The organism is Streptomyces sp. NPDC058464, from assembly GCF_042721035.1.
Taxonomy (GTDB): domain Bacteria; phylum Actinomycetota; class Actinomycetes; order Streptomycetales; family Streptomycetaceae; genus Streptomyces.
In genome coordinates this window covers 161,960-186,855 of the sequence record NZ_JBHXMA010000004.1, presented here as the reverse complement: position 1 = coordinate 186,855, position 24,896 = coordinate 161,960, and the positions used below count along the sequence as shown (strand labels likewise).

Genomic DNA, 24,896 nt, shown 5'->3' with positions numbered 1-24,896 from the left:
CCGGCCGAGCGCAGAGTCAGCCATCGGCCTTAGGGTCCCCTTGCGCGGGCGCGGGAGAATGGACGGTGGTCTTCGGACCTCAGTCATCGACACCGTACGAGGAGGACCAGACATGGCGGAGCCCACGCCGCGTCGGAACGAACCGCGGCTACGCCCCGCGCCCCTGCTCTTCGAGCCTGTGGAAGCGGTCGCCGACCCGGAGCACTTCTTCGGCCTGGAGTCGGTCGACGACCCCGGGGTGCTGCTGGCCCGTGCCACGGAGCTGACCCAGGCGTTCCGGGTGGCCACCGACCGGGCGGTGGAGTTCCAGGCCATGGCCGCCGCCCAGCTCGCCGACCCGCGCCGCTTCGACCGTCTGACCCCGGCGGACATCGCCGAGCGGGCCGGGTGGACCGAGGACTACGCGAAGAAGATGGTCGAGTTCGGCCGGGATCTGATGCACGGGAGGGAAGGCCAGGGGCCGGAGCAGATCTAGCACATGGCATATGCCGGGCGGGCAAGATACGCCCCTCCGCCCCGTCCCGTCCCGGTTTCCCGCAACTCAGGGAGAGCGGGTGCTCACCGGGGGTATCAATCTCCCATGAGCAGCACACCGTACGAGACCTTCCCCGGCGGTCCGGGCGACGCGGCCGCGGTCACCTCCGACGGGGCCGCCTGGCTGGCCTCGGCAGGAACGTATCCGCGGAGCACGCTCGCCCTCTGGGAGGAGCGGCCGGACGCCCCGGTCGTCCTGCCCTGCGGGACCGCCTTCGACGTGGTGAACGCCCCGGCGCTGTTCGGCCGCCGCATGCTGGACCGGCTGTGGGACGAGGGGCCGGGGTCCGGGCCGGTCGCGGTGTTCCGGGGCCGGATGCTCCTGTTCGCCGCCCCCGGCACCGCCGCCCGGCTGCCGTCGCTGCTGGGCTGGGAGGAGTGGGGCGGCCGCGGCCAGGCCGTACCGCCGCTGCTGTGCCACGGCACCGGCGACGCGGTGACCGTCCCGGCGCCGGGCGCCGACCCCTCCCCCGCCCCGGCCGGCGCCCGCTGGCTGGTCGCCCCGGACACCCGGCACCCATGGCTCCCCGGCCCGGAAATCCTGCTCTGGGCGGCCGTCCGCGCGGCCCGCTCGACCGTGCGGATATCGATTTTTCCTCCCGCCGATCAGGATGCTAAGGTCTACGACGTCAGCAGGCGCCGCTAGCTCAGTTGGTTAGAGCAGCTGACTCTTAATCAGCGGGTCCGGGGTTCGAGTCCCTGGCGGCGCACGCGAAGTAGGTGAGAGGCCAAGCTCATATGAGCTTGGCCTTTCGCCTTTCCGTCGGCAGTGCCCCCGTCAGGATTCGGCCGGGCTTCCCGGCGTGATCCGCACGTTCCAGGCACCGGACGCCGTCCGCCCCTCCACCGCCACCTGCACGCCGTCCCCCGGCACGGTGAAGCTCTCGCCGAGGGCGACCGGGGCGTCGGCCAGCGGCGGGTAGACCGAGTTCTCCCAGCAGGCCTCGGTGCGCGGATGGGCGTCGATCACCTCGATCGGGCCACTGCCGGAGGCCGTCTCGTCGCGGACCCGGTAGACGAGGATGCCCTGCCGGCAGGATGCGCTGTCGTTGCCGGACGCACCGCGCGCCTCGAAGGCCAGCACGGTGTCGGGCCCGGTGCGCACCACCGCCAGCTTGGTGCCGTCGCCGAGCCCGAAGGCCGGGGCGCCCGCGGCACCCTGCGCCGGCACCCCCGGCCCGGCGGACAGCGGCTCCAGGGTCAGCCGGGTCGGCCCGGCCCCCCGGACGCACACCACCTGGCGCGGATCCAGCCATCCGAGCTTCCACTTGTGCCAGGCGAAGAAGTCCGGCGACAGCCCGAACTGGCTGCCCATCAGATCCCAGTCGCCGACGTACGTGTCCCAGTCGCCCTTGCCGTCGACCGGGCGGTGGTAGAGGTCGGGGAGGTCGAAGACGTGTCCGGTCTCATGGGCGAGAACCAGCCGGTCCGGCGGGTGCTTCTCGAAGACGGTGACGACCCGGCGGACGTCGGTGCCGTCCACGTGCACCGGGGTGTCGAGGTTGACCACCTTCGTGGCGTCGGAGTCGACGCCGGGCGCGTCCGGGTCGGCGACGAAGTACACGACGTCGTAGCGCGCGAAGTCGACCTCGGGATCGGCCGCCGCGAACGCGTCCCGCAGGTAGGCGGCCCGCAGCGTGACGTTCCAGTCGCGCCTTATGCCGTAGGCGACCGAGGGCCGGGGCATCCGCAGCCAGTGGGCCAGCGGGTGCGGGCGGATGGTGAACTTCCCGTAGGAGGCCTGCTCGTAGTAGCGGCTGGTGGCCGGGAAGTGGTCGGCGGCGAGCTCCGCGGTCGTGGTCTGCGGGGCGGCGTCCGGGAAGGAGAGGAACACCATCACGGCCGAGAGCGGATGGGTGGGGCGGGTGTAGTCGGCGTTCCAGGTGTCGACGCCCTCGGAGTGGTGCGCGTCGGTGCGGTGCAGGGCGCAGGGGGCCGTGGAGAACGGCTCGGCGGCCGACGGTCCGGTCAGGATCGTCGTTGCGACGAGCGCCGACATCGTGGTGAACACGGCGGCGGAGCTGCGCAGCAGGAGACGCGGCACGGAAGGACCTCCGGGGGCGGTTCGCGGGACACCGCACCCAGCCTGTGTGACTTTTTCGCCATATGACCTGTTTATCTGCACCAGAAGGGTGAGGAACCCCCTGCTCACCACGCGCAGACCCGAACGGCCGACACCCCGAGTCACTCACGGAACGTCACAAGCGGTCGGGCGGCCCAAGAACCCGTCCAGGTGCGGGCAGAAACGATCTGTCAGAACCGCCGGTTCATCGTGGACACTGGACAGTGGCTGGAAGGCCCTCGGGCCAGCATCTATGATCGGCACACTTTCCTGCACGGACAGAGATCGAGTGCACTGCGGGAGCGAGCGGTGAGCGGAACGTCCGAAGGGCCGACGCCCGCGGCAGACCTCGACCGGTCCGCCGTCACAGAGAGTGACAAGACCTACCGGAAGTCGTACGAGAAGACAGAACCGAAGACCTACGAGTACGCCTTCGCGTCCGCCGCGCTGCCCATGGCCGTCGTGGACCGCGAAGGGCATGTCACCACCGCCAACGAGGCGTTCGCCACGCTGATCGGCGCCGATCCGGCCGGGCTGCCCGGGCGGGTCGCCGCGGACCTGGTGGACCTGGCCTCCGACGCCCGCACCTGGCACGCCTACCGCGAGGTACTGCGCGGCCGGCAGGCCAAGCTGCGCTGCACCCGCCGCCTGAAGCACCCCGACGGGCACTCGGTGTGGGTCCAGGTGACCATCTCCCCGCTGGACAAGGCGGCGCCCGGGGTGCTGATCTCGGTCTCCGACATCAGCGAGCGCCGCGAACTCCAGGCCCGGCTGCGGCACTTGCAGATGCACGACCCGGTGACCCGGCTGCCCAACCGCACGCTGTTCTTCGAGCGGCTGTCGGCCGCGCTGGAGGCGGAGTCGTACGAGCAGAGCGGCACCGGCCGGATCGGCCTGTGCTACCTGGACCTCGACGGTTTCAAGGCGGTCAACGACACCCTCGGCCACCGGGTCGGCGACCGCCTGCTGGCCGCCGTCGCCGAACGGCTGACCCGGGTCTCCGACGAGGCCGGCTTCGCGCGGGCCGGCGCCCCGCTGGTGGCCCGGCTCGGCGGGGACGAGTTCGCCCTGCTGGTCGAGGACTCGACGGGCACCGAACAGCTGGCCGACCTCGCCGAGTCCGCCCTCGCGGCCCTCCAGGCACCGTTCGACCTGGCCGGCCAGCGGCTGTCGCTGTCGGCGTCGATCGGGGTCGTCGAGCGGCACGCCGCCGGCACCACCGCCACCGGTCTCATGCAGGCCGCCGACACGACGCTCTACTGGGCCAAGGCCGACGGCAAGTCCCGCTGGACGCTCTTCGACCCGGAGCGCAACGCCCACCTGGTGACCCGGCAGGCGCTCTCCTCCACCCTCCGCCCGGCCATCGAACGCGGCGAGTTCGTGCTCGAGTACCAGCCGCTGGTGGGTATGGAGGACGGCCGGCTCAGCGGTGTCGAGGCCCTGGTCCGCTGGCACCATCCGCAGTTCGGCACACTGACGCCGAATCGGTTCATCGGACTGGCGGAGGAGGACGGCTCGATCGTCCCGCTCGGCCGCTGGGCCCTGACCACCGCCTGCCGGCAGGCCCGCCGCTGGCAGCTGGACCACCCCGGCGAACCGCCGATCTTCGTCAGCGTGAACGTGGCCGTCCGCCAGGTCTGGGACTCCGACCTGGTCGCGGACGTGGCCGAGACCCTGGCGGAGACGGGCCTGGCCCCGCACCTGCTCCAGCTGGAGCTGACGGAATCGGCCGTCATGGGCTCGGCCGGCCGCCCGCTGCAGGCCCTCCAGGCCCTCAGCGACATGGGCGTCCGCATCGCCATCGACGACTTCGGCACCGGCTACTCGAACCTCGCCTACCTCAGCCGGCTCCCGGTCTCGGTCCTCAAGCTGGACGGCTCCTTCGTCCGGGGCTTCCAGTACGACGACCCGGGCGACCGCCCGAACCCGGCCGACGAGGTCGTGGTCGAGGCGATGATCCAGCTCGCCCACCGCCTCGGCCTCACCGTCACCGCCGAGTGCGTCGAGACCTCGGCGCAGGCCTCCCGGCTGCGCCACATCGGCTGCGACACCGGCCAGGGGTGGCTCTACTCCCGGCCGGTGACGCCGGATCGTATCTCCGAGCTGCTGGACACCCGGACCTACGCGGACACCCCGGTCGGCAAGCCGTAGGCGTCGGCGACCAGTTCGTAGGAGCGCAGGCGCAGCTCGCCGCGGTGGGCGTGCGTGGTGAGCATCAGCTCGTCGGCGCCGGTGCGCTTCTGCAGGTCGTCGAGGCCGGCGCGGACCTCGTCGGCGGTGCCGTGCACGATGTTGGCGGTCCAGGAGTGCACGAACTCCTCCTCCATCGGGGAGAACTCGTGCTGCTCGACGTCGTCGGGGTCGGGGAACAGACCGGGCCGCCCGGTGCGCAGCCGCAGCATGTTCACCGCGCCCGCCCGCACCTGCCGCCGCGCCTCGCGCTCCTCGTCCACGGCGAGGACGGAGACGCCGATGAGGGCGTAGGGCTCGTCGAGGACCGCGGACGGGCTGAAGGACTCCCGGTACAGGTCGAGGGCCGGGACGGTGTTCTGCGCGGAGAAGTGGTGCGCGAAGGCGAACGGCAGCCCGAGCATGCCGGCGAGCCGGGCGCTGAACCCGGAGGAGCCGAGCAGCCAGACCGGCGGCCGGTGCGGCGACTGCACACCGCCGGCGGTGGTGGCCTGGATCGGCCCGGGGATGGCGTGGATCCGCCGGTACGGGTGCCCGTCCGGGAAGTCGTCGTCCAGGAACCGGGTCAGCTCGGCGAGCTGCTGCGGGAAGTCGTCGGCGCCCTCGTTGAGGGTCTGGGTACGGCGCAGGGCAGCGGCGGTGGCCCCGTCGGTCCCCGGTGCCCGGCCGAGCCCCAGGTCGACCCGCCCCGGCGCCAGCGCCTCCAGCGTGCCGAACTGCTCCGCGATCACGAGCGGGGCGTGGTTGGGCAGCATGACGCCGCCCGACCCGAGCCGGATCCGGTCCGTGTGGGCGGCGAGGTTGGCGAGGATCACGGCGGGCGAGGAGGAGGCCACGCCCGGCATCGAGTGGTGCTCGGCGACCCAGTACCGGTGGAACCCGCGCGCCTCGGTGAGCCTCGCGAGCGCGGCGCTGGTGCGCAGGGCGTCGGTGGCGGTACTACCGGTGCCGACGGTCACCAGGTCCAGTACGGAGAGGGGGACGGGGGCGGTCCCGTGCGTAGTGCCCCGGATCTCGTCTGCCGACACGGTGAGAGCCTCCTGATTTCACGGCCGTGAGCTTGTAGGAGGGGGTAACAGGAGGAGGTCTCCGTTTATTCCGTGCGGGTTGTTCCGTGCGGGTGTTTTCCGCGGTTCCCTTTTCCCTACCGAGTCGGGTGGTGGGTGGGCGAGGGTTTTCGGGGGTCCAGGGGGCGGAGCCCCCTGGTACGGCCCGTCCGGTCAGGCCTGTACGAGGGGTTCGCGGGAGAACAACGTGCCCAGTGCCGGGGCGTTCACGCGGCGGTCGGCCAGGCGGAGGCCCTCCCAGACCGTCACCTGGTTCGCCGTGAGCACCGGCTTCGACAGCGCCCTCTCCAGCAGGGACAGGTGCGCCGCCGTGTGCAGTGCCGTGTCCGGAAGGACCACCGCCTCCGCACCGGAGACATCGGCCGCCCGCGCGAGCGTGAGGACCTCCTCCTCCCCCCACGTCCCCGCCTCCGCCGCCGTGACGCCCCCCGAGCACCGCACGCCGGTCACCTCCAGGCCCCCGGCCCGCAGGAAGTCGGCGAAGAGGGCCGCCACGTCGTCGGGGCAGGCCGTGCCGACCGCCACCCGCCGTACCCCGAGCTCCCGCGCCGCGTGCACGAACCCGAAGGACGTGGCCGACGCCGGCAGGCCGGCCGCCCTGGCGAGGGCGCGGACCTGCTGCTGGGCGCCCTCCCAGTCGTACCCGAAGCCGCCGGTGCACGCCCACACCACCGCGTCGGCACCCGCCAGCCGCAGCTCCGCCACCCGGGCCGCCAGCCGTTCCCCGGCCTCCGTCCCGCCGGGGTCGATGTGGACGACGTCCACCCGGATGTCGCTGCCGAGGAGCTGCTCGATACGGGGGTAGTCGTCCTCCGCGGAGTGCCCCGGATAGAGGAGTCCGAGCGCTGTCATGTCCACCCTTCCTGCTGTTCTTCCGGCAGTGCGGGCCAGTCAGGCGTAAGTATGTCCATCTTATTGACCAGTGCCCGATAAGGCCCAACGGCTGCCCGGGGTGCCGCTGCCGCACCGGACACACCCGTGTTGACGAAGGTGGGTTCGGGTGCCAGCGTGGTCGATCCGTGCCTCTGCGATGTTCCGTCCGCCCTTGTCAGACGCTGTCGGATCCGGGAGACCACCCCGAATGACACCGCCCGTGCCCACCCTGCTGGTCCTCGACGCCGACCCGCCGCCGCGGCTGGGCCGGCTCACCGGCCGCGCCCGGATCGTGCACACGGACGCGGCGGGCCTGGCGGCCCGGCTGCCGACCGCCGACGTGCTCCTGGTCTGGGACTTCGCCTCGCACGCCGTCCGCGAGGCCTGGCCGGGCGAGGGGCCGCGACCGCGCTGGGTGCACACGGCGAGCGCGGGCGTCGACCATCTGATGTGCCCGGAGCTGGCCGCGTCCGACACGGTCGTCACCAACGCGCGCGGGGTCTTCGACGCGCCGATCGCCGAGTACGTGGCCGCGCTGGTGCTGGCCATCGCGAAGGACCTGCCGCGGACCCTCGACCTGCAGCGGGAGCGGACCTGGCAGCACCGCGAGGCGCGCCGGGTCGCCGGCACGCGCGCGTGCGTGGTCGGCTCCGGGCCGGTCGGCCGGGCGATCGTCCGTACCCTCAAGGCGCTCGGCGTCACCACGGCCCTGGTCGGCCGCGTCCCGCGCACCGGTATCCACGGCCCGGACGACCTGGACCGGCTGATGTCCCGCGCGGACTGGGTGATCGCGGCCGCTCCGCTGACCGAGCAGACGTACGGCATGTTCGACGCGCACCGCTTCGGCGTGATGCAGCCGTCGGCCTGCTTCATCAACGTCGGCCGGGGCCGGCTGGTCGACGAGGAGGCCCTGGTCCGGGCGCTGACCAGGCGCTGGATCGCCGCCGCGGCCCTGGACGTCCTCGCGACCGAGCCGCTGCCCGCCGACAGCCCGTTGTGGGATGTGCCGGGCCTGGTCCTCTCCCCGCACATGAGCGGGGACACGGTCGGCCGGCGGGACGAACTGGGCACGCAGTTCGTGGAGTTGTACGAGCGGTGGGCGGCGGGCAGGTCCCTGCTGAACGTGGTCGACAAGAAGCGCGGATACGTGCCCGGTCACTGACCCCTCGGGAGGGGCCCGTCAGGCACGGGTCCGGCGCCGGCGCACGTCGCCGAGGAACGCCCGCAGCTGCTGTGCGGTCTCGGCGGGCGCCTCCTCCGGGACGTAGTGGTCGCAGGGCAGTGCCTGACCGCGCACGTCGTCGGCATAGCCGCGCCAGGCCCGCAGCACGTCGTAGTGGCGGCCGACGAAGCTGTGCGCTCCCCACAGGGCCAGTACCGGGGCGCCGATCCGGCGGCCGGCCGAGGCGTCCCGGTCGTCGTGGACCAGGTCGATCGAGGCGGCGGCCCGGTAGTCCTCGCACGAGGCGTGGACGGCCGCCGGGTCGGAGAAGCAGCGCACGTACTCGGTCATCGCCTCCTCGCTGAACGGGGTGCCGCCGTGGTGGCGTGCCCCCATCCGGGCCCGGATCCAGAACTCGGGGTCCTGGCCGATGAGGTGCTCGGGGATGCCGTTGCCCGCGGCCAGGAAGAACCAGTGGTAGTAGCCCTTCCCGAAGTCGGCGTCGGCGTGCCGGAAGGCGTGGCGGGTGGGCACGATGTCGAGCACGGCGAGCGCGGACACCGCCTCCGGGAAGTCGAGCGCCAGCCGGTGGGCGACCCTGCCGCCCCGGTCGTGCCCGACGACCGCGAACCGTTCGAAACCGAGCTCCCGCATCACCAGCAGCTGGTCGTGTGCCATGGCGCGTTTGGCGTACGGGGTGTGCCGGGCGTCGGACGGGGGCTTGTCGCTGTCGCCGTAGCCGCGCAGGTCGGTGAGGACCACGGTGTGCGTGGCCGCCAGCAGCGGGGCGACGTGGTGCCAGATCAGATGGGTCTGCGGATAGCCGTGCAGCAGCAGGACCGGCGGCCCGTCCCCCGCGGTACGCACGTTGATCCCGACGCCGTCGGCACGGACGGTACGGCGGTCGAAGCCGGACAGCAGCGGAGTGCTCATGCCCTGATCCCAGCAGCCGGGTGCGGCCCGCGTCCAAGACCCGATGACGGCCACCTTTATAGGCTGGACCTATAAGGGTCGGCGGGGGTGGAGAGGCGGTGGGTGATGGACGTACGGCAGCTGGAGTACTTCCTGGCCGTGGTCGATCACGGCGGGTTCAACCGCGCGGCTTCCGCGCTGTACCTGTCGCAGCCGTCCCTGTCCCAGGCCGTGCGGGCCCTGGAGCGGGATCTGGGCAGCGACCTGTTCCACCGGATCGGCCGCCGGGCGGTGCTCACCGAGGCTGGCCGGGCGCTGATCGGGCCGGCCAGGGAGGCGGTGCGCAGTCTGCAACTGGCGCGGGCCAGCGTGGAGTCGGTGCACGGCCTGCACAGCGGGCGGGTGGACATCGCGGCCATGCCCTCGCAGGCCATCGAGCCGCTGACGGGGTTCATCCGCTCCTTCGCCCGGTCCCATCCTGCCGTGTCCGTCCGGGTGCAGGCCGCCTTCACCCCGCGCGACGTGACGGAGCTGGTGCGGACCGGCGCGTCCGAACTGGGGCTGCTCGCGTCCCCGGCCGACGTGCCGAACGCGGACGTGCGCACCTATCCGTTGCCCGCGCAGCGGCTCGTGCTGCTGTCCCCGCCGGACGGCCCGTTCCCACCGGGGGTTCCGGTACGGCACGAGCAGCTGTCCGGCCACCGCCTGATCGTGGGGCAGCAGGGGACCGGGATGCGCAAGTACGTCGACGACCTGCGGTCCGAGGGCGTCGCCCTGACCGTGGCGGTCGAGACCGAGCACCGGGTCGCCGTGCTGCCGCTCGTCCTGGGCGGCGTCGGCCTGGCCGTGGTCACCGAGTCCTGGCGCGGCTGGGCCGAGCGGTCGGGGGCCGTGGTCCTGGACCTCGAACCGGGCACGAGCCTGCGCATCGCCCTGGTCAGCCGGAAGGCCCCGCTGACGCCGGCGGCCGCGGCCTTCCTGGACAACGCGGTCGCCGCTGTCGCCGCCATCGATAAGCATCGCCTATAAGGCACATGGACGATGCGTCTTGGACGCCGCCGGGACCGGGTTGCTGCAATCCCAGTCATGACGAACCACCGCATCGCACTGATCCCCGGCGACGGCATCGGTACCGAGGTGATCCCCGCCGCGTGCCACGTCCTGGACACGGTCACCGCCCGGCACGGCATCCGGCTCACCTACGAGTCGTTCGACTGGTCCTGCGAGCGCTACGCGCACCTGGGCTCGATGATGCCCGAGGACGGACTGCGTCGGCTGCGGGGCCACGACGCGGTCCTGCTCGGTGCGGTCGGCCACCCCGGCGTCCCCGACCACGTCTCGCTGTGGGGGCTGCTGATCCCCATCCGCCGCGGCTTCCAGCAGTACGTCAACCTTCGCCCGGTCCGCGTCTTCGAGGGCGTCCCCAGCCCGCTGCGGGACGCCCGGCCCGGTGACGTCGACCTCGTGGTCGTCCGCGAGAACGTCGAGGGCGAGTACGGCGAGATCGGCGGCCGCCTCGGGCGTGGGTTCCCGGAGGAGATGGCCGTCCAGGAAGCCGTGTTCACCCGCAGGGGCGTCACCCGGATCCTGGACCACGCGTTCGCTCTGGCCGGGCGGCGGGGCGGGCGCCTCACCTCCGCGACCAAGTCCAACGGCATCGTGCACACCATGCCCTTCTGGGACGAGCTCGTCGCCGAACGGGCCGCCGGGCACCCGGAGGTGACGTGGGACCAGGAGCACATCGACGCGCTCGCCGCCAAGTTCGTGCTGGATCCCGGCCGCTTCGACGTCGTCGTCGCCTCCAACCTCTTCGGCGACATCCTCAGCGATCTCGCGGCGGCGGTCGCCGGCAGTATCGGGATCGCGCCCTCGGCCAACCTCAACCCCGAGCGCGACCACCCCTCCATGTTCGAGCCGGTGCACGGCTCGGCCCCCGACATCGCCGGACGCGGCATCGCCAATCCGCTGGGCGCGATCTGGTCGGCCGCCCTGATGCTCGACCACCTCGGCCATGCCGAGGCCGCCGCGCGGATCACGGACGCGATCGCGGCCGTGCTGGCCACGGCCCCGGTCCGCACACCGGACCTGGGCGGCACGGCGACGACCCGCGAGTTCACGGAGGCTCTCGTCGAACTCCTCTGACTGCGGGTGCGCCCGGGCCCACCGGGTCGTCGGTCGGCCGCGAGCCGGTGGGGGCTTGTCGCGCAGTTCCCCGCGCCCCTGAAGGGGCGCTCGCCCCTGTTCGAACCGCGCCCCCCGATTGCCCCTGCAATCCATCGTGCATAAGTCGGTTGGGGCCGGGTAGCCGCGCCGCCATGGCTCCACCACAGGGGAACGACGCAGACATATCCACGTACGAATCCAGACATACTCGGCGCGCGGTGCTCGCCGGTGTCGCCGCCGTCGGCGCACTCGCCGCGGCCGGCTGCACGCGGGTGTCCGCCGCGGCCGGTACCGACGGCGGTGACCTGCTGCAACGGCTGCGCGCCCAGGGTGTCGTACGGCTCGGGATCGCCGGTGAGATCCCCTTCGGGTACATCGACAAGGACGGCCGCCTCACCGGTGAGGCACCGGAGTTGGCGAAGGCGGTCTTCGGGCGGCTCGGGGTCGGCAGGGTGCAGCCGGTGCCCACCGAGTTCGGTTCGCTGATTCCCGGACTGAATTCGCAGCAGTTCGACGTCGTGGCCGCCGGGATGTACGTCAATCCGGAGCGGTGCGAGCAGGTGATCTTCGCGGATCCGGACTACCGGATGCTCGACTCGTTCGTCGTGCGGAAGGGGAACCCCAAGGGGCTGCACGACTACAAGGACGTCGTCGAGAAGAAGGCGAAGTTCGCGACGGGGACGGGCTACGCAGAGATCCAGTACGCCGTGGAGGCCGGGTACAAGGAGAGCGACATCCTGATCGTGCCCGACCAGGTCGCCGGGCTGAACGCCGTGGAGGCCGGGCGCGTCGACGTCTTCGCCGGTACGGCGGTCACCACGCGTGCGGTCGTCGGGAAGTCGGCGAAGGCGGAGGCGACCAGGGCGTTCGCGCCGCTCGTGGACGGGAGACCGCATGTGGACGGGGGCGCGTTCGCGTTCCGGTCGGCAGAGACGAAGCTGCGGGACGCCTTCAATGCGGAGCTGCGCGAGCTGAAGAAGAGCGGCGAGCTGTTCCGGATCCTGCGGCCGTTCGGCTTCACCGAGGCCGAGATGACCGACCTGACGGCGAAGGAGCTGTGCGGGGGAGGGAAGAGCGGATGACCTCCGGACTCTGGGACCTCGTACTCAAGGGCGCCTGGACCACGATCCAGCTGCTGGTGCTCAGTGGGCTGCTGATGACGGCCGTGGCCCTGGTGGTGGGCGTGGCGCGGACGGACCGGCACTGGATCGTGCGGTTCCTCGCCGGTCTCTACACCGAGGTGTTCCGCGGCACCTCGGCGCTGGTGATGATCTTCTGGGTGTTCTTCGTGCTGCCGGTCGCCCTCGGCTGGCAGCTGGTGCCGCTGTGGGCGGGCACCCTCGCGCTCGGGCTGACGTACGGCGCGTACGGCGCGGAGATCGTGCGCGGGGCGCTGAACGCGGTCGACCCGGCACAGCGGGAGGGCGGGATCGCGCTCGGCTTCACGCCCTGGCAGCGGCTGCGGCTGATCCTGCTGCCGCAGGCGGTGCCGGAGATGATCCCCTCCTACTGCAACCTGCTGGTGGAGCTGCTCAAGGGCACCGCCCTGGTGTCCGTCACCGGCATGGGCGACCTGGCGTTCAGCGGGAACCTGGTGCGGCTGGCGTTGCAGGAGAGCGCGCACATCTACACGTATCTGCTCGTCGTCTACTTCGTGATCGCGTTCGTCATCACCCGGCTGATGCGCGGTCTGGAGAAGCGGCTGAAGGCCGGTGGTGTCACGTGACGTGGGACTGGAGTGCCGTACGCGCGTTCATGCCGCACTTCTGGGACGGCCTGCTGGTCACCCTTGAGGCGCTGGTCCTGGGGTCGCTGATCTCGTTCTCGCTGGGGCTGGTGTGGACGCTGCTGATGCGGACACCGACCAGGTGGGTGCGCTGGCCGGTCGGGGTGGTCACGGAGTTCGTGCGGAACACCCCGCTGCTGGTGCAGCTGTTCTTCCTCTTCTACGTGCTGCCCGAGTGGGGGCTGACGTTCTCCGCGCTGACCACCGGCGTCCTCGCGATCGGCCTGCACTACTCGACGTACACCATGCAGGTCTACCGGGCCGGTGTCGAGGCGGTACCGGTGGGCCAGTGGGAGGCGGCGACGGCGCTCAGCCTGCCGGCGCGCCGGACCTGGTTCGCGGTCGTCCTGCCGCAGGCGATACGCCGGGTCGTGCCGCCGCTCGGCAACTACGTGATCTCGATGCTCAAGGACACACCGGTCCTGATGTCGATCACCGTGCTGGAGATGCTCGGCCAGGCCCGGCTCTTCTCCCAGCAGCACTTCCGGTTCACCGAGCCGGTGACGGTGATCGGCGTCGCCTTCATCGTCGTCTCCTACCTCGCCTCCCTTCTCCTGCGCACCCTGGAGCGTCGCCTTGTCCGTTGAGACCAGCAAGCAGCCGAGCACTTCTGGTACGACGTCCGGTGAACTGATCCGCATCGAGGGGGTGACCAAGCGGTTCGGGGACAACACCGTCCTCGACGGCCTCGATCTCACCGTGCGGGCGGGGCGGCACGTCACCCTGATAGGGCCTTCCGGCTCCGGCAAGACCACGATCCTGCGGCTGCTGATGACCCTGACCGAACCGGACGCGGGCACCATCACCGTCGACGGGCAGCGGCTCTTCCCGGCGCCCGAGAAGGAGCTGCGGGAGGTCCGCAAGCAGATCGGGATGGTGTTCCAGCAGTTCAACCTGTTCCCGAACATGAGCGTGCTGCGCAACATCACCGAGGCCCCGGTGACCGTGCTCGGCCTGTCGAAGGACGAGGCGGAGGCGCGGGCCCGGGAGCTGCTCGACCTGGTGGGCCTCGCCGGCAAGGCCGACGCCCGGCCGACGCAGCTCTCCGGCGGCCAGCAGCAGCGGGTCGCCATCGCGCGGGCGCTGGCCATGCGGCCGAAGGTGCTGCTCCTGGACGAGGTCACCTCGGCGCTCGACCCGGAGCTGGTCGCGGGCGTCCTCGACCTGCTCAGGGACATCGCCCGCAGCACCGACATCACCATGCTCTGCGTGACCCACGAGATGAACTTCGCCCGTGACATATCCGACCAGGTCCTGATGTTCGACGCGGGCCGGGTCGTCGAGGCGGGCCCGCCGGAGCGGATCTTCGGCGAGCCCGAGCACGAGCGGACCCGGGAGTTCCTCGGCGCGGTGCTGTAGATAATTCCACCGCCGGCGCCGTAAAAGTTTCCCCCACGCAGCGGCCCGGCTACAGGAAGTGAATGCTCGATCATCCGAGGTCCGGCGCACGGGTCATTCCGTTGGCATATGCCAGAGGGTCTCAGCCGCAGATCGGAGGGCCGGAATGTCGCCAACACCCCCTCCGTTTCCGGCGCTTGCCCGTTATCGTGGAGAGGATCCGTTGTCCGGATCGCGGCCCAAGCAGTGCTGCCGAAGCAGTATCGCCGAGCGAGCGCAGGGGGACCACCGTGGCGCTGATGCACGAGCCGACCGCCCCGTACCACTCCGCCCAGGATGCCCTGCGGGTCCTGGAGACGGTGGCAGGGCATCCGAGTGGCGTCACCGACACCGAACTGGCCCGCCGCACCGGCCTGGACCCCGACCGGCTGACCGCGCTGCTGCGCATGCTGCGCCGCGAGGGCTACGTCGAGCAGGTGGCCGACGGCGCGTACGTGACCGGCGAGACCCTGCGCCGGCTCGCCTCCACGCACGAGCGGGAGCAGGCCCTCGGCGAGCAGCTCCAGCAGACCCTCGACCGGCTGCGGGACTCGGTCGGCGCCGCCGTCTATCTCAGCCGGTACGTCGACGGCGAGGTGAAGATCGGCCAGTACGCGGCCGGCCCGACCACCCCAGCGGTCAACGAGTGGGTGGACTTCCGCTCCTCGGCGCACGCCACCGCGATCGGCAAGAGCCTGCTCACCCAGCTCGACCACAACGCCCGCCGCGACCACCTCTCCCGGCACAAGATGGCCCGCCTCACCTCGCGCACCATCACCAGCGACAAGCTGCTGCTGTCCCGCCTGGAGGCACAGCCGCCGACGGTCCCCGTCCTGGACCTCCAGGAGTACGCGATCGGCACGGTGTGCGCGGCGGTGCCGATCACCGCCGGCTCGGCCGTGGGCTGTCTGGCGCTGTCCCTGCCGGTCGAGCACGCGCACCGGCTCCGCCAGGCCGCCGACGCCCTGAACCGCAGCGCGGCTCCGGTGCTGCTGTCCCTCGCCATCTAGCGCGCCGTCCGGCGGTGGTCGGAAGCACCCCGCCGGACCAGGTAGTATTTTCTTCGTCGCCCGCCGCGAGAGGTAGTCGAAAGACAGTTCGAACGGTCGGCGTGAGTCATGCGCCGCTAGCTCAGTTGGTTAGAGCAGCTGACTCTTAATCAGCGGGTCCGGGGTTCGAGTCCCTGGCGGCGCACCTTTGATGACCTGGGGTTTCACCACCTCAGGTCATTTTTTTGCCCTCTGGCACGGCCTAGTGCGGGTCTCCCAGGAAGGGGAACTCGGAGCTCAGGTCGTCATGGGGCCGCAGCCCGTCGTGGGGCGCGGCGTCGTTGGTCAGCAGGGCGATCCCGTCGTTGATGACGTCGTCGGTGAGGTTGCGGCCGTTCGGGTACCCGGCGGCGCTCGAGTAGTCGTACGTCACGAGGTCGGGGAGCAGACCCTCGGCGAGGGAGACCGCCTGGTCCGCGGAGTAGCCGCCGTGCTCGAGGACGTGCGCGAACTTGTCGAGGAAGAGCTCCCGGTCCTTGACCGGCTCCTGCTGGTTCCATATCCGCTTGTCGTCGTCGCTGTGGTTGAAGTTGTTGTCGATCCCGGGCCGCCCCGCCCGGTCGCCCTGGACCAGGCGGCCGTCGTGCGGAACGAGGACCCGGGCCCAGACGCCGACCTGCGGATCCGGGCCGAGCACGCTGTTCGGGACCTCCAGCACGATGCCGAACACGTTCTTGTCGAGGAAGAAGTCCTGGCCGGTCCACTGGAAGTCGTTCCCGGCACCGATCGGGTCGGCGAAGAACGGGTCGCTGCGGAGCCCGGCGAAGAACCGGAAGTCGCCGGCCGTGGTGACCTCCGGCTTCGACCCGAAGGTGACCGGGGCGTCCGAGATGATCGTCTCCCCCGCCTCGACGTCGGCCGCGGGGCCCCGGCCGACCGCCAGCTGCACACTGGCGCTCTGCGAGTCCGCCACCACCGGCGAGAAGCGCACCCGGAAGGCCACGTCGTTCACCGCGTCGCCGTCGTTGTCCACACCGAACTCGTAGACCGACTCCGAGTCGACGGCGTCGGCGGTGATCGGCGAGTGCGGGTTGATGCCCATCACCAGGATCGTCCGGTCCGCGTCCGCCGGATTCTGGAAGACGTAGATGTCGGTGATGTGACTCCTGGGGTCCATGCTCGTGGGGCTGATGCCCAGGCCGGAGACGTGGTGCGCCATGTCGATGGCTCCTCTCGGGTAGCCGTCCAGGTCGACTTTCGCGCACGCTAACACGGGGTCAATTGCCCAAGTGTGCACGTATCCAAGGGCTTTCGGGCATACCGTCGCCGGGCGGCCCCCAGGTCCCGGCGTCCTCCGGCGACAGCCTCCGATACGTCCGCTCCCCCGGCGGCCGCCACCACACCGGGTCCGCACACCGCACGCCCTCCCGGCGCAGCGCCGCCCGCTGGATCTTGTTGGTCGCCGTCACCGGCATTCGCTCCACCACCCGCACGAACCGGGGTGCCATCTTCGTCCCCAGATCCGGCTGGGCCAGCAGGAACTCGGCGAAGTCCAGCGGCTCGAACCGCCCGGCGACCGTCGCCATCACCTGGTCCCCGGTCACCGGATCCGGCACCCCGTACACGGCGACGGCGTCCGCGCCCCCGTACCGCGCCAGGATGTTCTCGATCATCGCGGCGGCCAGGTTCTCCCCGTCGACCCGGATCCGGTCGTCGGTACGCCCCGCGAAGTACAGGTACCCCTCGCCGTCCCGGTAGAAGAGATCCCCGGTCCAGTACCACCCTCCCCTGCGCCGCTCGGCCTCCGCCGCCGCGTTCCGCCAGTACCCCTCGAACGGGTTCGGCGCCCGGTTCACCAGCTCCCCTATCGCCCGCTCCCCGTTCAGCAGCCGCCCGCCGGAGTCGAAGGCGGCGGGCGGGCACTCCTCCCCCGACTCCTGGTCGAGCACGACGAGCCCCGGCGCCGCCCGGCCCACCGCCCCGGCCGGCGTTCCGGGCGACCACTGGATCGCCGCCCCGCCCTCCGAGGACCCGTACCCCTCCACCAGCCGCACCCCGAACCGCTCCTCGAAGGCCGCCGCGTCCACGGCCCCCGCCTCCGTCCCGAACCCGAGCCGCAGCGGGTTGTCCCGGTCGTCGGGGCGCGGCTCGGTGGCGAGGACGTACTGCACGGCCCGGCCGACGTAGGTGAAGTAGGTCGCCCGGTAGCGCCGTACGTCGTCCAGGAACCCGGACGCCGAGAACCGCCGCCGCAACGCCACCCCGGCGCCCGCCACCAGCGCGGGCGCCCAGTCGGCGATCACTGCGTTGCCGTGGAACATCGGCATGCAGATGTAGTGCACGTCGTCCGGGCCGACGTGGAACTGCCCGGCGAGCGAACGCCCGGCCGCCGCCAGCCTGCCCTGGGAGCAGAGCGCGGCCTTCGGGGCACCGGTGGACCCGGACGTGAAGTAGAGGAGGATCCGGTCGGCCGGGGTGGCGCGGGACGCGTCGGGAAACGCGCCGAGGTAGGGGGCGAGAAGGGCGCCGTACTCCGGTTCGTCGGCGACGAGGAGCCGGACCCCGGGCAGTTCGAGCCCGGCGAGCAGCGGAAGGTGGGCCCGCTCGGTGACCAGGACCGGGCACTCGGTGTGCAGGATGTCCCGGGCGAGCTCGGACCCCCGCCGCGTGGGATTGACCCCGGCGACAGCGGCCCCGGCGAGCGCCGCGGCCCCCAGCCAGAGCGGGAACTCGGGCGTGTTGTCGAGGAGCACACCGACGTGCGGCACGGCACCGGGAGGCAGCAGGTCGGCGAGGAGAGCCGCACGGGCAGCGGCCCCGGCGGCCACCTCGTGGTGCGTCAGCACCTGCTCCTCGAACCACAGCCCGGGCCGGTGATCCCCCCATCGGGCGGCCACTGCTTCAGCGATCGTGCGCCCTTGTACGGCCATGGAGAAGCAGATTAATTGACACCCCGTCAGATCAACACCCTAGGGGCGCGGGGAACTGCGCGAGCAACCACGACGCACCCGCAGCGCACCACTCACGGCCCGAACCCGTCCGCCACCGAAAAGAAGAAGTGCGCCACCCCCATGAAGACCAGCGCGAACCCGATGAACACCGCGAAGAACGCCACCGTGCACCCGGTCCCCACGGCCAGTTTCCCCTGCGCGGGCGGCTGCGCCGTCGCTCCCTCCGGGTTCTCCGGCAGGTAGTACACCGTGACGAAGTCGCCCTCGACGACCGTGGACCGCCCGTTCCGCTCGTCGATGCGGACGGTGCGCCCCTCGGCCGTCGTGAACTCGAACACATGGTGCAGCGTGGTCGTCACGGACGTGTCCCCGCCGCCGCCACTGGTCGTCGTGTACGACCGCAGACAGCGCGCCTCGGCGGTACGCCCGTGACGCCACGCCCGGCTGATCTCGCTCGACCGCTTCAGCGTCCTGACCAGCCCGAGGACACCGAAGACGACGAGGATGCCGGGAAGGGCGTAGAAGAACACTTCCATCAGGCCCATGAGAGTCCCCCGTTTCCGAACACCGGTCGAACTGACCGGTGTGGCGGGAACGTACCCTCGCGGCCCGCGGCAGGTCCTCAAGCGAAGCTCAGATCAGCCCGGTGTTACCCAGTCGTCGAACAACGCCGGTCAGAACGTGACGTCCGAGCAGGCGTAGAACGCGTTGGTCGTGTCGGCGATCGTCCAGACCGCCACGATCACGTGGTGGCCGCTCAGCCCCGACGGCAGGGTGCCGCTGTGGCTGAGGGTGGCCGGCGGGCGCTGGCCGTTGTAGGGGACGGTGAGGAACGGGGTGGTGTTGAGGTCCGAACGGGCGAGGGCGTGGTTCTGGTTCCAGCCCTGCTTGGTGACGTAGTACTTGAAGTCGGTCGTGGCGTGCATCGCCGTGAACTGCCAGCGGAAGGTGTACGACTGACCGCCCGTCACCTTCGTTGTCGGCCAGGCCCCGCCCGACGGGGTCTTCGGCGAGCTGAGCTGGGCGAACCTGCTCAGCCCGCCGTTGCAGATCTGACCGTCGGCGGGACCGGAGGCCGGGAAGCCCTTCGGGCCCTCGACGCTCTGCGGCTCGTACTGGATGTCGCCGCAGTTGGTCACCGTGCCGTTGGCACAGAGCTTCTGCCGGCTGATGGGGAGGTCGGTGTAGCCGTGTCCGCTGGCGCCGCCGGTGGAGAGTGCGAAGGCTCCGGCGGTCGCCACGCCGAGCACGACGGCCGACACCTTGGTCCGTTTACGCATGCTGCCGCTCCTGGAGAACGTGGGGGAAGTTCGGTGAGCCGTGCAGGTCTAGACCAAGTCCCAGATTATTGCCGCGAATTGACCGTGTCTATATCAAAGACATGTCCATACCAATCACGGCGCGGCCCCGGTGCGCCCCGAGCAGAACGCCACCGTCAGGTCGCGCACCAGCACCTTGCGTTCGTAGTCGTCGAGTTCGACGAGTCCGCGCATGGTCAGCCGGGTCACCGTGTCCTCGACCGAGTCCACGACGGAGGTGAGCATGGTGGCCCGCTGCCGTGCGTCGAGCGCGGCGATCCTGCGGCGGTGCATGGCCTCGGCGACCTCGGGGGCGTACTCCACCCGGACCGGCTGTACGGAGAACACCTCCAGGCCGATGCCCGCCGCGTCCGCCGCGACCAGCCGGGTCAGCGCGTCCGTGGCCATCTCCACCGACCCCCGGGCCGTACCCGGCGGCTCCACCGGCACCCGGGCCAGCGCGGCCTCCACGCACTCGCGCAGATACGTCTCGTGGTCCTCGACGCCGAGCGCCGCCCGCGCGGTGTCCCGCACCCGCCACACCACCAGGACGACGACCCGGAGCGCGACCCCGTTGCCGTCCGCCGCCGGCATCGCCTCGCTGCGCCAGTGCCGCAGCCGGACGTCGACCCGGCGGCGCCGCAGCAGCGGGTTGACCCAGAGCAGGCCGGTGCGCCGTACCGTCCCCCGGTAGCGGCCGAACAGGCCGAGCACCCAGGCCCGGCCGGTCGCCCCGCGCACGAGCCCTCCGAAGCCGAACAGGCCGAGCGCGCCGGCTCCGGCGTACGCGGCCCACTGCGCCGGGCCGAGCTCCGCGCCCGCGTACGCCGGCAGGTGCAGCGCGTGCGCCGCGAGCGGCGGCAGCACCCCCGCCCACCAGGAGGTGGCGAAGCCCCCGGCCACGCCGCCGAGCCCGGCGGCCACCCCGGCCACGCCGGGCAGCACCCGGGCCGGGCGCTCCGCCAGTTCGGGATCGACGGCGGCGACCGGCCGGGGTTTGTGCACGGCCGGTCGGCGCAGCCGGGGCTGCTCGCCGGTGCCCTGGCGGCGGCCGACCACGGCGGGCCGCAGCGGCACCGACACCGGGTCGGGGTCGTCCCGGAACAGCAGATGGACGGGGATCTCGGTGGTGATCTCGTTCTGGATCAGCCGGGGAGCCGGACGGGCCGGCGGCCCGCCGTCCGGGGGCCCGTCCGAATCAGGGGTGTGTGCCGTGGTCGTACTCATGCCTGCCTCCAGCCTCCGCGCCAGATGCTTCAGGTGGTCCTCGGGGTCGGGGTCGTCACAGGAACAGGCGGCGCCAGGTCTCCGGGCCCGGGTAGCCGTCGGCCGCGCCGCCGCGCCAGCCCTGGGCGCGCTGGAACGCCTCGACGGCCCTGCGGTCCGCCTCGCTCCAGGCGGCACCGGCGCCCTTGGGGTAGAAACGGCCGTAGCCCTTCTTGACCAGCTGCCTGCCGAGCCGGGCGACGTGGTCGTTGGTGGCGCCGGGGCGGAAGTAGTTCTTGCCCGGGTAGCCCGGTACCCCGTGCGAGGCGGGGGCGGGCGTGCCCGTGACGGCCGGCTTGATGCTCTTGCCCTTGCCGGTGGCGAGGAGTTCCCAGGTGTGCGGCCCCGGCAGGCCGTCGGCGGCGGCGCCGGTCCAGCCCTGGGCCTGCTGGAAGGCCCGGGTGGCCCGCTGGTCCGCCGCGCCCCAGACCGGTCCCGGGCCCTTGGCGTAGTCGCCGCCGGCACCCCGGGCGATCAGCAGCTGCCCGAGGAGGGTGACGTACTTGTTGTCGGCGCCGGGACCGAAGTAGACCGCCCCCGGGAACGGCACCGAGGTCTTCCCGGTCTCGGCGCCCGCCGTGGTCGGGTCCGCGATGAGGCCGTTGTAGCGGTAGGGGACGTACTTGGCGGAGTTGGTCCAGTAGGCGTAGGGCGTGGGCTGGGTGCGGGCCCGCGGGGGTGTCTGCTCGTACACCGTGTAGGCGGTGTGGGTGTAGTCCGTCCAGCCGCCGAAGATCACGACGTGGGAGCCCTTCTCGGGATTGTCCGGGTTGTGGAAGAGCAGGATGTCGCCGGGTTCGAGCTCCTCCTTGGTGATCTTCGTGCCGAACTGGTCGAGGCTCCCGGTCCACTCGTTCCCGGTCAGCCCCCAGGCCATGGAGACATAGCCCGAGCAGTCCTGCCGGTATCCGTCCGTCCAGTAGAGGGTCATGCTGTACGGCACCTGGGCGGCGATCCAGGTCTTGGCCCGGTTGATGATCTGCGTACGGGTGATGGGCGGTGTGGTGACGGGGCCCTGGGCGGGCTTGCCGCCCGACCCGTGCAGGGGGGCCTTGGCGCCCTGCGGGGTCTCGGGCACCGGGTCCACGGGGGCGGCGGACCGGTGCGGGGCGGGCGGGGTGCTGTGGGCGGCGGCGGTCGGGGCGGCGGCGGCGAGGGCGGCGGACGCGGCGGCGGCCACGACCAGGACGCCCCGGGCGGCCGGGTGCCCACCGAAACGGCCGGGCAGCGGCGATGCGCCCACCCGTCGCCAGTGGACGCATCCGGGGCATTCGCAGTTGTTCGCGGGGTCGAATTCCTCGAATACCGGGGCCGGCATGCGATTCCCCTCACACTTCGGGTGGATATGTCCGGAACTGTGCACGTTGATCAGTTTCCCAACTGTCGTCCCGGTGCGCATGCTGACGGTCCGAATGATGTACGGCATCGGGCGGACAGAGGTCGCCCCGGTGGCCGATGGTCGGGAGCACGGTCGCCTGTCGGGTAGAGTTCTCGATGTCAGCAGGCGCCGCTAGCTCAGTTGGTTAGAGCAGCTGACTCTTAATCAGCGGGTCCGGGGTTCGAGTCCCTGGCGGCGCACATGACCGAAGGCCCCGGCCGCACCTCGTGCGGCCGGGGCCTTCGCGTGTTCCGGCCCGGATGACGGGACGTCAGGCCCGGATACCCCGCAGCACGCTCTCGACGAGCCGGTCCGGCAGGTCGTCGGTGAGCGGCTCGCCGTAGATCAGGACCTTGGCCTGTACCGGGCTGACCAGCAGTTCCAGCGCCAGCCGGGGGTCGGTGTCGGCGCGCAGCTCACCGCGGTCGATGCCGCGCCGGATCAGGACCTCGATACGGGCGAGGCGCTTCACCCAGTAGGCCTGGCGCGCGTCGGCGCGCTCCGGGTCGTCGGGCAGCACGGCGATGCGCAGCAGGGTGCGGCCCTGGCTCGTGGACAGGAGTCTGGTCAGTCCGCGCAGCACCTGGCGCAGATCCTCCTCGACCGAGCCGGTGTCGGGCAGCGCGAGGAACTGCTCGGTGTAGGTCCCCACGGCCTCCCGCAGCAGGTTCGCGCGGGTGCCCCAGTTGCGGTAGAGGGAGGCCGGATTGACGCCGGCCGCCGCGGCGATCCCGGCCACGGTGATGTCCTCGGGCTTCTCCTCGAACAGCAGCCGTACGGCGGCGGACAGGACGGCGGCCCGCATGCGCTCGCCGCGCTGCCGCAGCGGTTCGACGTCGCCCCTCCGGGCAGCGTCCGCGGGCTTCCGGGCAGCGCCGGCGGCGTCCGGCATGTCTGGCGCGTCCACGGGTCAACCCTAATGCGAGACCACTCGCAATGGCTGCCGGGCCCGGCCACGGCCGCACGGCGACACGAGAGACAGGAAGCAGAACATGACGAACGAGAACCGCATCGGTCAGCGACGTGGCAAGGTCAGCGAGCTCACCGTCATCGCCCCGCTGGTGCCCGGTGGCGCGGAGAAGCTGCGGGCGGTGATCGCGGGCAGCACGATCAACGGCTTCGAGGCCCTGGACGGCATCGGCACCGTCCACGACGCGCGCTTCACCTTCCTCGACAACGACACCAGGATCCTCTTCGCGACGACGTACGACGGCGACTGGGACACCTACATCGACGACTTCGCCACGAAGATCCCGGACATCATGGACCTGCTCTTCTCCGTGGTCGAGGGCTGGCCCGGCATGCGCTCCCCCGAGGTGAAGGACTTCATCGCCGCCAGCCAGATCCCCGCCCACGCCTGGTACACCGCGTACGACGCGACCGTGTCCGAGGTCCGTAAGGGCCTGAAGGCCAAGAACGCCCTGGACGAGCTGCTGGACCAGGCGGGCTGAGCGCATGGACCACACGCCCTGCCCCGCTCACGAGGCCCACCCGCCGGCGACGTCCGACACCGGCGAGGTCCTTTCGTGACCGCCCTGGATCTCGGCGAGATCCAGGCACCGATCCTGCACCGCCGCCCCACCCCGTACTGGGGCACGATGGTGCTGCTGCACTTCACCACGGCACAGGCCGGAAGGGCCTTTCTGCGCCAGGTCCTCCCCCATGTCCGCAGCGCCGCGGAGGAGGACGCCGGCCGGGCCTGGGTGTCCCCGATCCTGACCCACGCCGGGCTCCGCGCCCTGGGCGTCGACGAGGCGGACCTGGCCACCTTCCCGGACGCCTTCCGGGAAGGGATGGCCGCCCGCGCCGCACGGCTCAGCGATGTCGGGGACAGCGACCCGGCCCACTGGGACCGGCCGTGGGGCAGCGGCCGCACCCATGCCGCGGTGTCCCTCGTCGCCGCGACGGAGGAGGCCTGGCACGCGGCCCGCGCCACCGCCGCGCAGGTCGTCGCCGGCATCGAGGGCGTCGAACTGCTCGACAGCCACGACTTCTCCACGCACCAGGACAGCCGGACCACCTTCGGCTACCGCGACGGCATCGGCTACCCGCACATCGCGGGCGGCCCGCGCCCGAAACTGCCCGGGCAGGACACCGTCGCCGCCGGCGAGTTCGTCCTCGGCCACCCGGGAGAGGCCGGCACACCGCTGCCCATGCCGCGGCCCGACGTCCTCGGCCGCAACGGGACCTATGTCGGGGTCCGCAAGGTCCGCACGGATGTCGCGGCCTTCCGGCGCTTCCTCCACGACAACGCCCCGGACGAAGCCGGGCGGGAGCTGCTGGCCGCCAAGATGGTGGGCCGCTGGCGCAGCGGCGCCCCGCTCGCCCTCGCCCCCGACCACGACGACCCCGCACTCGCCGACGACCTCACCCGCAACAACGCGTTCGACTACGGCGACGACCCGCACGGACTGCTCTGCCCGCACGGCGCGCACATCCGCCGGGTGAACCCGCGGGCGAGCAGGCTGGAGCGGCTGACCGACGTCAACCTGCACCGCCTCATCCGGCAGGGCACCACCTTCGGGCCCCCGCTGCCGGAGGGGGTCCTCGAGGACGACGGGCAGGCGCGCGGCATCTATCTCCTCTTCATGAGCGCCCGGGCGACGAGCACCCTGGAATTCCTCAAGAGCGAGTGGCTCGACCAGGGCTCCTTCACCGGCCTCGGGGAGGAGAGCGACCCCATCGCCGGCCGCCACCTCCACGACGACACCTTCACCATCCCCCAGCACCCCGTCCGCCGCCGCCTCCACGCGCTGACCCCGTTCACCCGCACCCACGGCGGGGAGTACGGCCTCATGCCGTCCCTCTCCGCCATCGATTGGCTCAGCAGGCTCTGAACACACGGACGGACCGCCGGCCCCTCGGGAGGGGCCGGCGGTCCGTCGCGG

At 71.7% G+C, this 24,896-nt stretch carries 24 protein-coding genes and 3 tRNA genes; 16 read left to right on the top strand and 11 right to left on the bottom strand.

Features of this window, described 5'->3' with window-relative positions; genetic code table 11:
* Positions 1-112 precede the first annotated feature (112 nt).
* From ACFWPQ_RS07880 to ACFWPQ_RS07870, 3 genes are all read left to right on the top strand, one after another.
* Positions 113-475, top strand: coding sequence for a hypothetical protein (locus tag ACFWPQ_RS07880; RefSeq protein WP_384031045.1), 363 nt, complete (start codon positions 113-115; stop codon positions 473-475).
* Between the two features lie 105 nt (positions 476-580).
* A complete protein-coding gene (locus ACFWPQ_RS07875; protein WP_384031043.1) occupies positions 581-1,180 on the top strand; it encodes a bifunctional DNA primase/polymerase in 600 nt (199 codons plus the stop codon).
* Positions 1,171-1,244: transfer RNA gene (locus ACFWPQ_RS07870), tRNA-Lys, on the top strand. Before ACFWPQ_RS07875 ends, ACFWPQ_RS07870 begins: the two co-directional genes overlap by 10 nt.
* 68 nt (positions 1,245-1,312) lie before the next feature.
* On the opposite strand, the gene ACFWPQ_RS07865 is transcribed toward ACFWPQ_RS07870, so the two are convergent.
* Entirely contained in the window at positions 1,313-2,533 is a 1,221-nt protein-coding gene (locus tag ACFWPQ_RS07865; RefSeq protein ID WP_384031377.1) for a M6 family metalloprotease domain-containing protein, read from the bottom strand.
* Positions 2,534-2,905: 372 nt separating this feature from the next.
* Here ACFWPQ_RS07865 and ACFWPQ_RS07860 point away from each other — a divergent pair, with 372 nt between their 5' ends.
* On the top strand, positions 2,906-4,747 hold the full coding sequence (locus tag ACFWPQ_RS07860; protein WP_384031041.1) for a putative bifunctional diguanylate cyclase/phosphodiesterase: 1,842 nt from the start codon (positions 2,906-2,908) through the stop codon (positions 4,745-4,747).
* On the opposite strand, the gene ACFWPQ_RS07855 is transcribed toward ACFWPQ_RS07860, so the two are convergent.
* Together ACFWPQ_RS07855 and ACFWPQ_RS07850 are read right to left on the bottom strand one after the other, a co-directional pair.
* A complete protein-coding gene (locus tag ACFWPQ_RS07855) occupies positions 4,717-5,814 on the bottom strand; it encodes an LLM class flavin-dependent oxidoreductase (protein WP_384031039.1) in 1,098 nt (365 codons plus the stop codon). The genes ACFWPQ_RS07860 and ACFWPQ_RS07855 overlap by 31 nt on opposite strands.
* Before the next feature lie 192 nt (positions 5,815-6,006).
* The gene (locus ACFWPQ_RS07850) at positions 6,007-6,705 is read right to left on the bottom strand and encodes a decarboxylase (RefSeq protein ID WP_384031037.1); all 699 of its coding nucleotides are present in this window, start codon (positions 6,703-6,705) and stop codon (positions 6,007-6,009) included.
* A gap of 229 nt (positions 6,706-6,934) precedes the next feature.
* Here ACFWPQ_RS07850 and ACFWPQ_RS07845 point away from each other — a divergent pair, with 229 nt between their 5' ends.
* On the top strand, positions 6,935-7,888 hold the full coding sequence (locus tag ACFWPQ_RS07845) for a D-2-hydroxyacid dehydrogenase (protein ID WP_384031035.1): 954 nt from the start codon (positions 6,935-6,937) through the stop codon (positions 7,886-7,888).
* Positions 7,889-7,906: 18 nt separating this feature from the next.
* Here the strand turns inward: ACFWPQ_RS07845 and ACFWPQ_RS07840 are convergent, their stop codons facing one another.
* Entirely contained in the window at positions 7,907-8,821 is a 915-nt protein-coding gene (locus ACFWPQ_RS07840) for an alpha/beta fold hydrolase (protein WP_384031033.1), read from the bottom strand.
* A 105-nt stretch (positions 8,822-8,926) separates the two neighbouring features.
* Here ACFWPQ_RS07840 and ACFWPQ_RS07835 point away from each other — a divergent pair, with 105 nt between their 5' ends.
* The 8 genes from ACFWPQ_RS07835 (at position 8,927) to ACFWPQ_RS07800 (ending at position 15,320) form a co-directional block, all read left to right on the top strand.
* A complete protein-coding gene (locus ACFWPQ_RS07835) occupies positions 8,927-9,829 on the top strand; it encodes a LysR family transcriptional regulator (RefSeq protein ID WP_384031031.1) in 903 nt (300 codons plus the stop codon).
* Positions 9,830-9,886: 57 nt separating this feature from the next.
* A complete protein-coding gene (locus ACFWPQ_RS07830) occupies positions 9,887-10,942 on the top strand; it encodes a tartrate dehydrogenase (RefSeq protein ID WP_384031030.1) in 1,056 nt (351 codons plus the stop codon).
* A 173-nt stretch (positions 10,943-11,115) separates the two neighbouring features.
* Entirely contained in the window at positions 11,116-12,045 is a 930-nt protein-coding gene (gene ehuB / locus ACFWPQ_RS07825; RefSeq protein WP_384031028.1) for an ectoine/hydroxyectoine ABC transporter substrate-binding protein EhuB, read from the top strand.
* Positions 12,042-12,689, top strand: coding sequence for an ectoine/hydroxyectoine ABC transporter permease subunit EhuC (gene ehuC / locus ACFWPQ_RS07820; protein WP_384031026.1), 648 nt, complete (start codon positions 12,042-12,044; stop codon positions 12,687-12,689). The genes ehuB and ehuC overlap by 4 nt, the downstream gene beginning before the upstream one ends.
* On the top strand, positions 12,686-13,336 hold the full coding sequence (ehuD, locus tag ACFWPQ_RS07815) for an ectoine/hydroxyectoine ABC transporter permease subunit EhuD (protein ID WP_384031024.1): 651 nt from the start codon (positions 12,686-12,688) through the stop codon (positions 13,334-13,336). The genes ehuC and ehuD overlap by 4 nt, the downstream gene beginning before the upstream one ends.
* The gene (gene ehuA / locus ACFWPQ_RS07810; RefSeq protein WP_384031022.1) at positions 13,326-14,108 is read left to right on the top strand and encodes an ectoine/hydroxyectoine ABC transporter ATP-binding protein EhuA; all 783 of its coding nucleotides are present in this window, start codon (positions 13,326-13,328) and stop codon (positions 14,106-14,108) included. Before ehuD ends, ehuA begins: the two co-directional genes overlap by 11 nt.
* 269 nt (positions 14,109-14,377) lie before the next feature.
* Entirely contained in the window at positions 14,378-15,136 is a 759-nt protein-coding gene (locus tag ACFWPQ_RS07805) for an IclR family transcriptional regulator (RefSeq protein ID WP_384031020.1), read from the top strand.
* A 110-nt stretch (positions 15,137-15,246) separates the two neighbouring features.
* A tRNA-Lys gene (locus ACFWPQ_RS07800) sits at positions 15,247-15,320 on the top strand.
* 57 nt (positions 15,321-15,377) lie between these two features.
* Here the strand turns inward: ACFWPQ_RS07800 and ACFWPQ_RS07795 are convergent.
* From ACFWPQ_RS07795 to ACFWPQ_RS07770, 6 genes are all read right to left on the bottom strand, one after another.
* Positions 15,378-16,334, bottom strand: a complete 957-nt coding sequence (locus tag ACFWPQ_RS07795; RefSeq protein WP_384031018.1) for a DUF4331 family protein — start codon at positions 16,332-16,334, stop codon at positions 15,378-15,380.
* 58 nt (positions 16,335-16,392) lie between these two features.
* On the bottom strand, positions 16,393-18,045 hold the full coding sequence (locus ACFWPQ_RS07790) for a long-chain-fatty-acid--CoA ligase (protein ID WP_384031016.1): 1,653 nt from the start codon (positions 18,043-18,045) through the stop codon (positions 16,393-16,395).
* A gap of 92 nt (positions 18,046-18,137) precedes the next feature.
* Complete coding sequence (locus ACFWPQ_RS07785; RefSeq protein WP_384031014.1) at positions 18,138-18,611, bottom strand: DUF3592 domain-containing protein; 474 nt, start codon at positions 18,609-18,611, stop codon at positions 18,138-18,140.
* A 129-nt stretch (positions 18,612-18,740) separates the two neighbouring features.
* Positions 18,741-19,346 (bottom strand): lytic polysaccharide monooxygenase, encoded by a 606-nt coding sequence (locus tag ACFWPQ_RS07780; protein ID WP_361288083.1) that lies wholly within the window; start codon positions 19,344-19,346, stop codon positions 18,741-18,743.
* A 114-nt stretch (positions 19,347-19,460) separates the two neighbouring features.
* Complete coding sequence (locus ACFWPQ_RS07775; RefSeq protein ID WP_384031012.1) at positions 19,461-20,591, bottom strand: SPFH domain-containing protein; 1,131 nt, start codon at positions 20,589-20,591, stop codon at positions 19,461-19,463.
* A gap of 55 nt (positions 20,592-20,646) precedes the next feature.
* The gene (locus ACFWPQ_RS07770) at positions 20,647-21,948 is read right to left on the bottom strand and encodes a peptidoglycan-binding protein (RefSeq protein ID WP_384031010.1); all 1,302 of its coding nucleotides are present in this window, start codon (positions 21,946-21,948) and stop codon (positions 20,647-20,649) included.
* A 186-nt stretch (positions 21,949-22,134) separates the two neighbouring features.
* Here ACFWPQ_RS07770 and ACFWPQ_RS07765 point away from each other — a divergent pair.
* Positions 22,135-22,208 (top strand) — tRNA-Lys (locus ACFWPQ_RS07765).
* A 71-nt stretch (positions 22,209-22,279) separates the two neighbouring features.
* Here ACFWPQ_RS07765 and ACFWPQ_RS07760 read toward each other — a convergent pair.
* Positions 22,280-22,915 (bottom strand): TetR-like C-terminal domain-containing protein, encoded by a 636-nt coding sequence (locus ACFWPQ_RS07760; protein ID WP_384031008.1) that lies wholly within the window; start codon positions 22,913-22,915, stop codon positions 22,280-22,282.
* Positions 22,916-23,000: 85 nt separating this feature from the next.
* Here ACFWPQ_RS07760 and ACFWPQ_RS07755 point away from each other — a divergent pair, with 85 nt between their 5' ends.
* Positions 23,001-23,459, top strand: coding sequence for a hypothetical protein (locus tag ACFWPQ_RS07755; RefSeq protein WP_384031006.1), 459 nt, complete (start codon positions 23,001-23,003; stop codon positions 23,457-23,459).
* Positions 23,460-23,534: 75 nt separating this feature from the next.
* Complete coding sequence (locus tag ACFWPQ_RS07750; RefSeq protein WP_384031004.1) at positions 23,535-24,845, top strand: Dyp-type peroxidase; 1,311 nt, start codon at positions 23,535-23,537, stop codon at positions 24,843-24,845.
* Positions 24,846-24,896 lie beyond the last annotated feature (51 nt).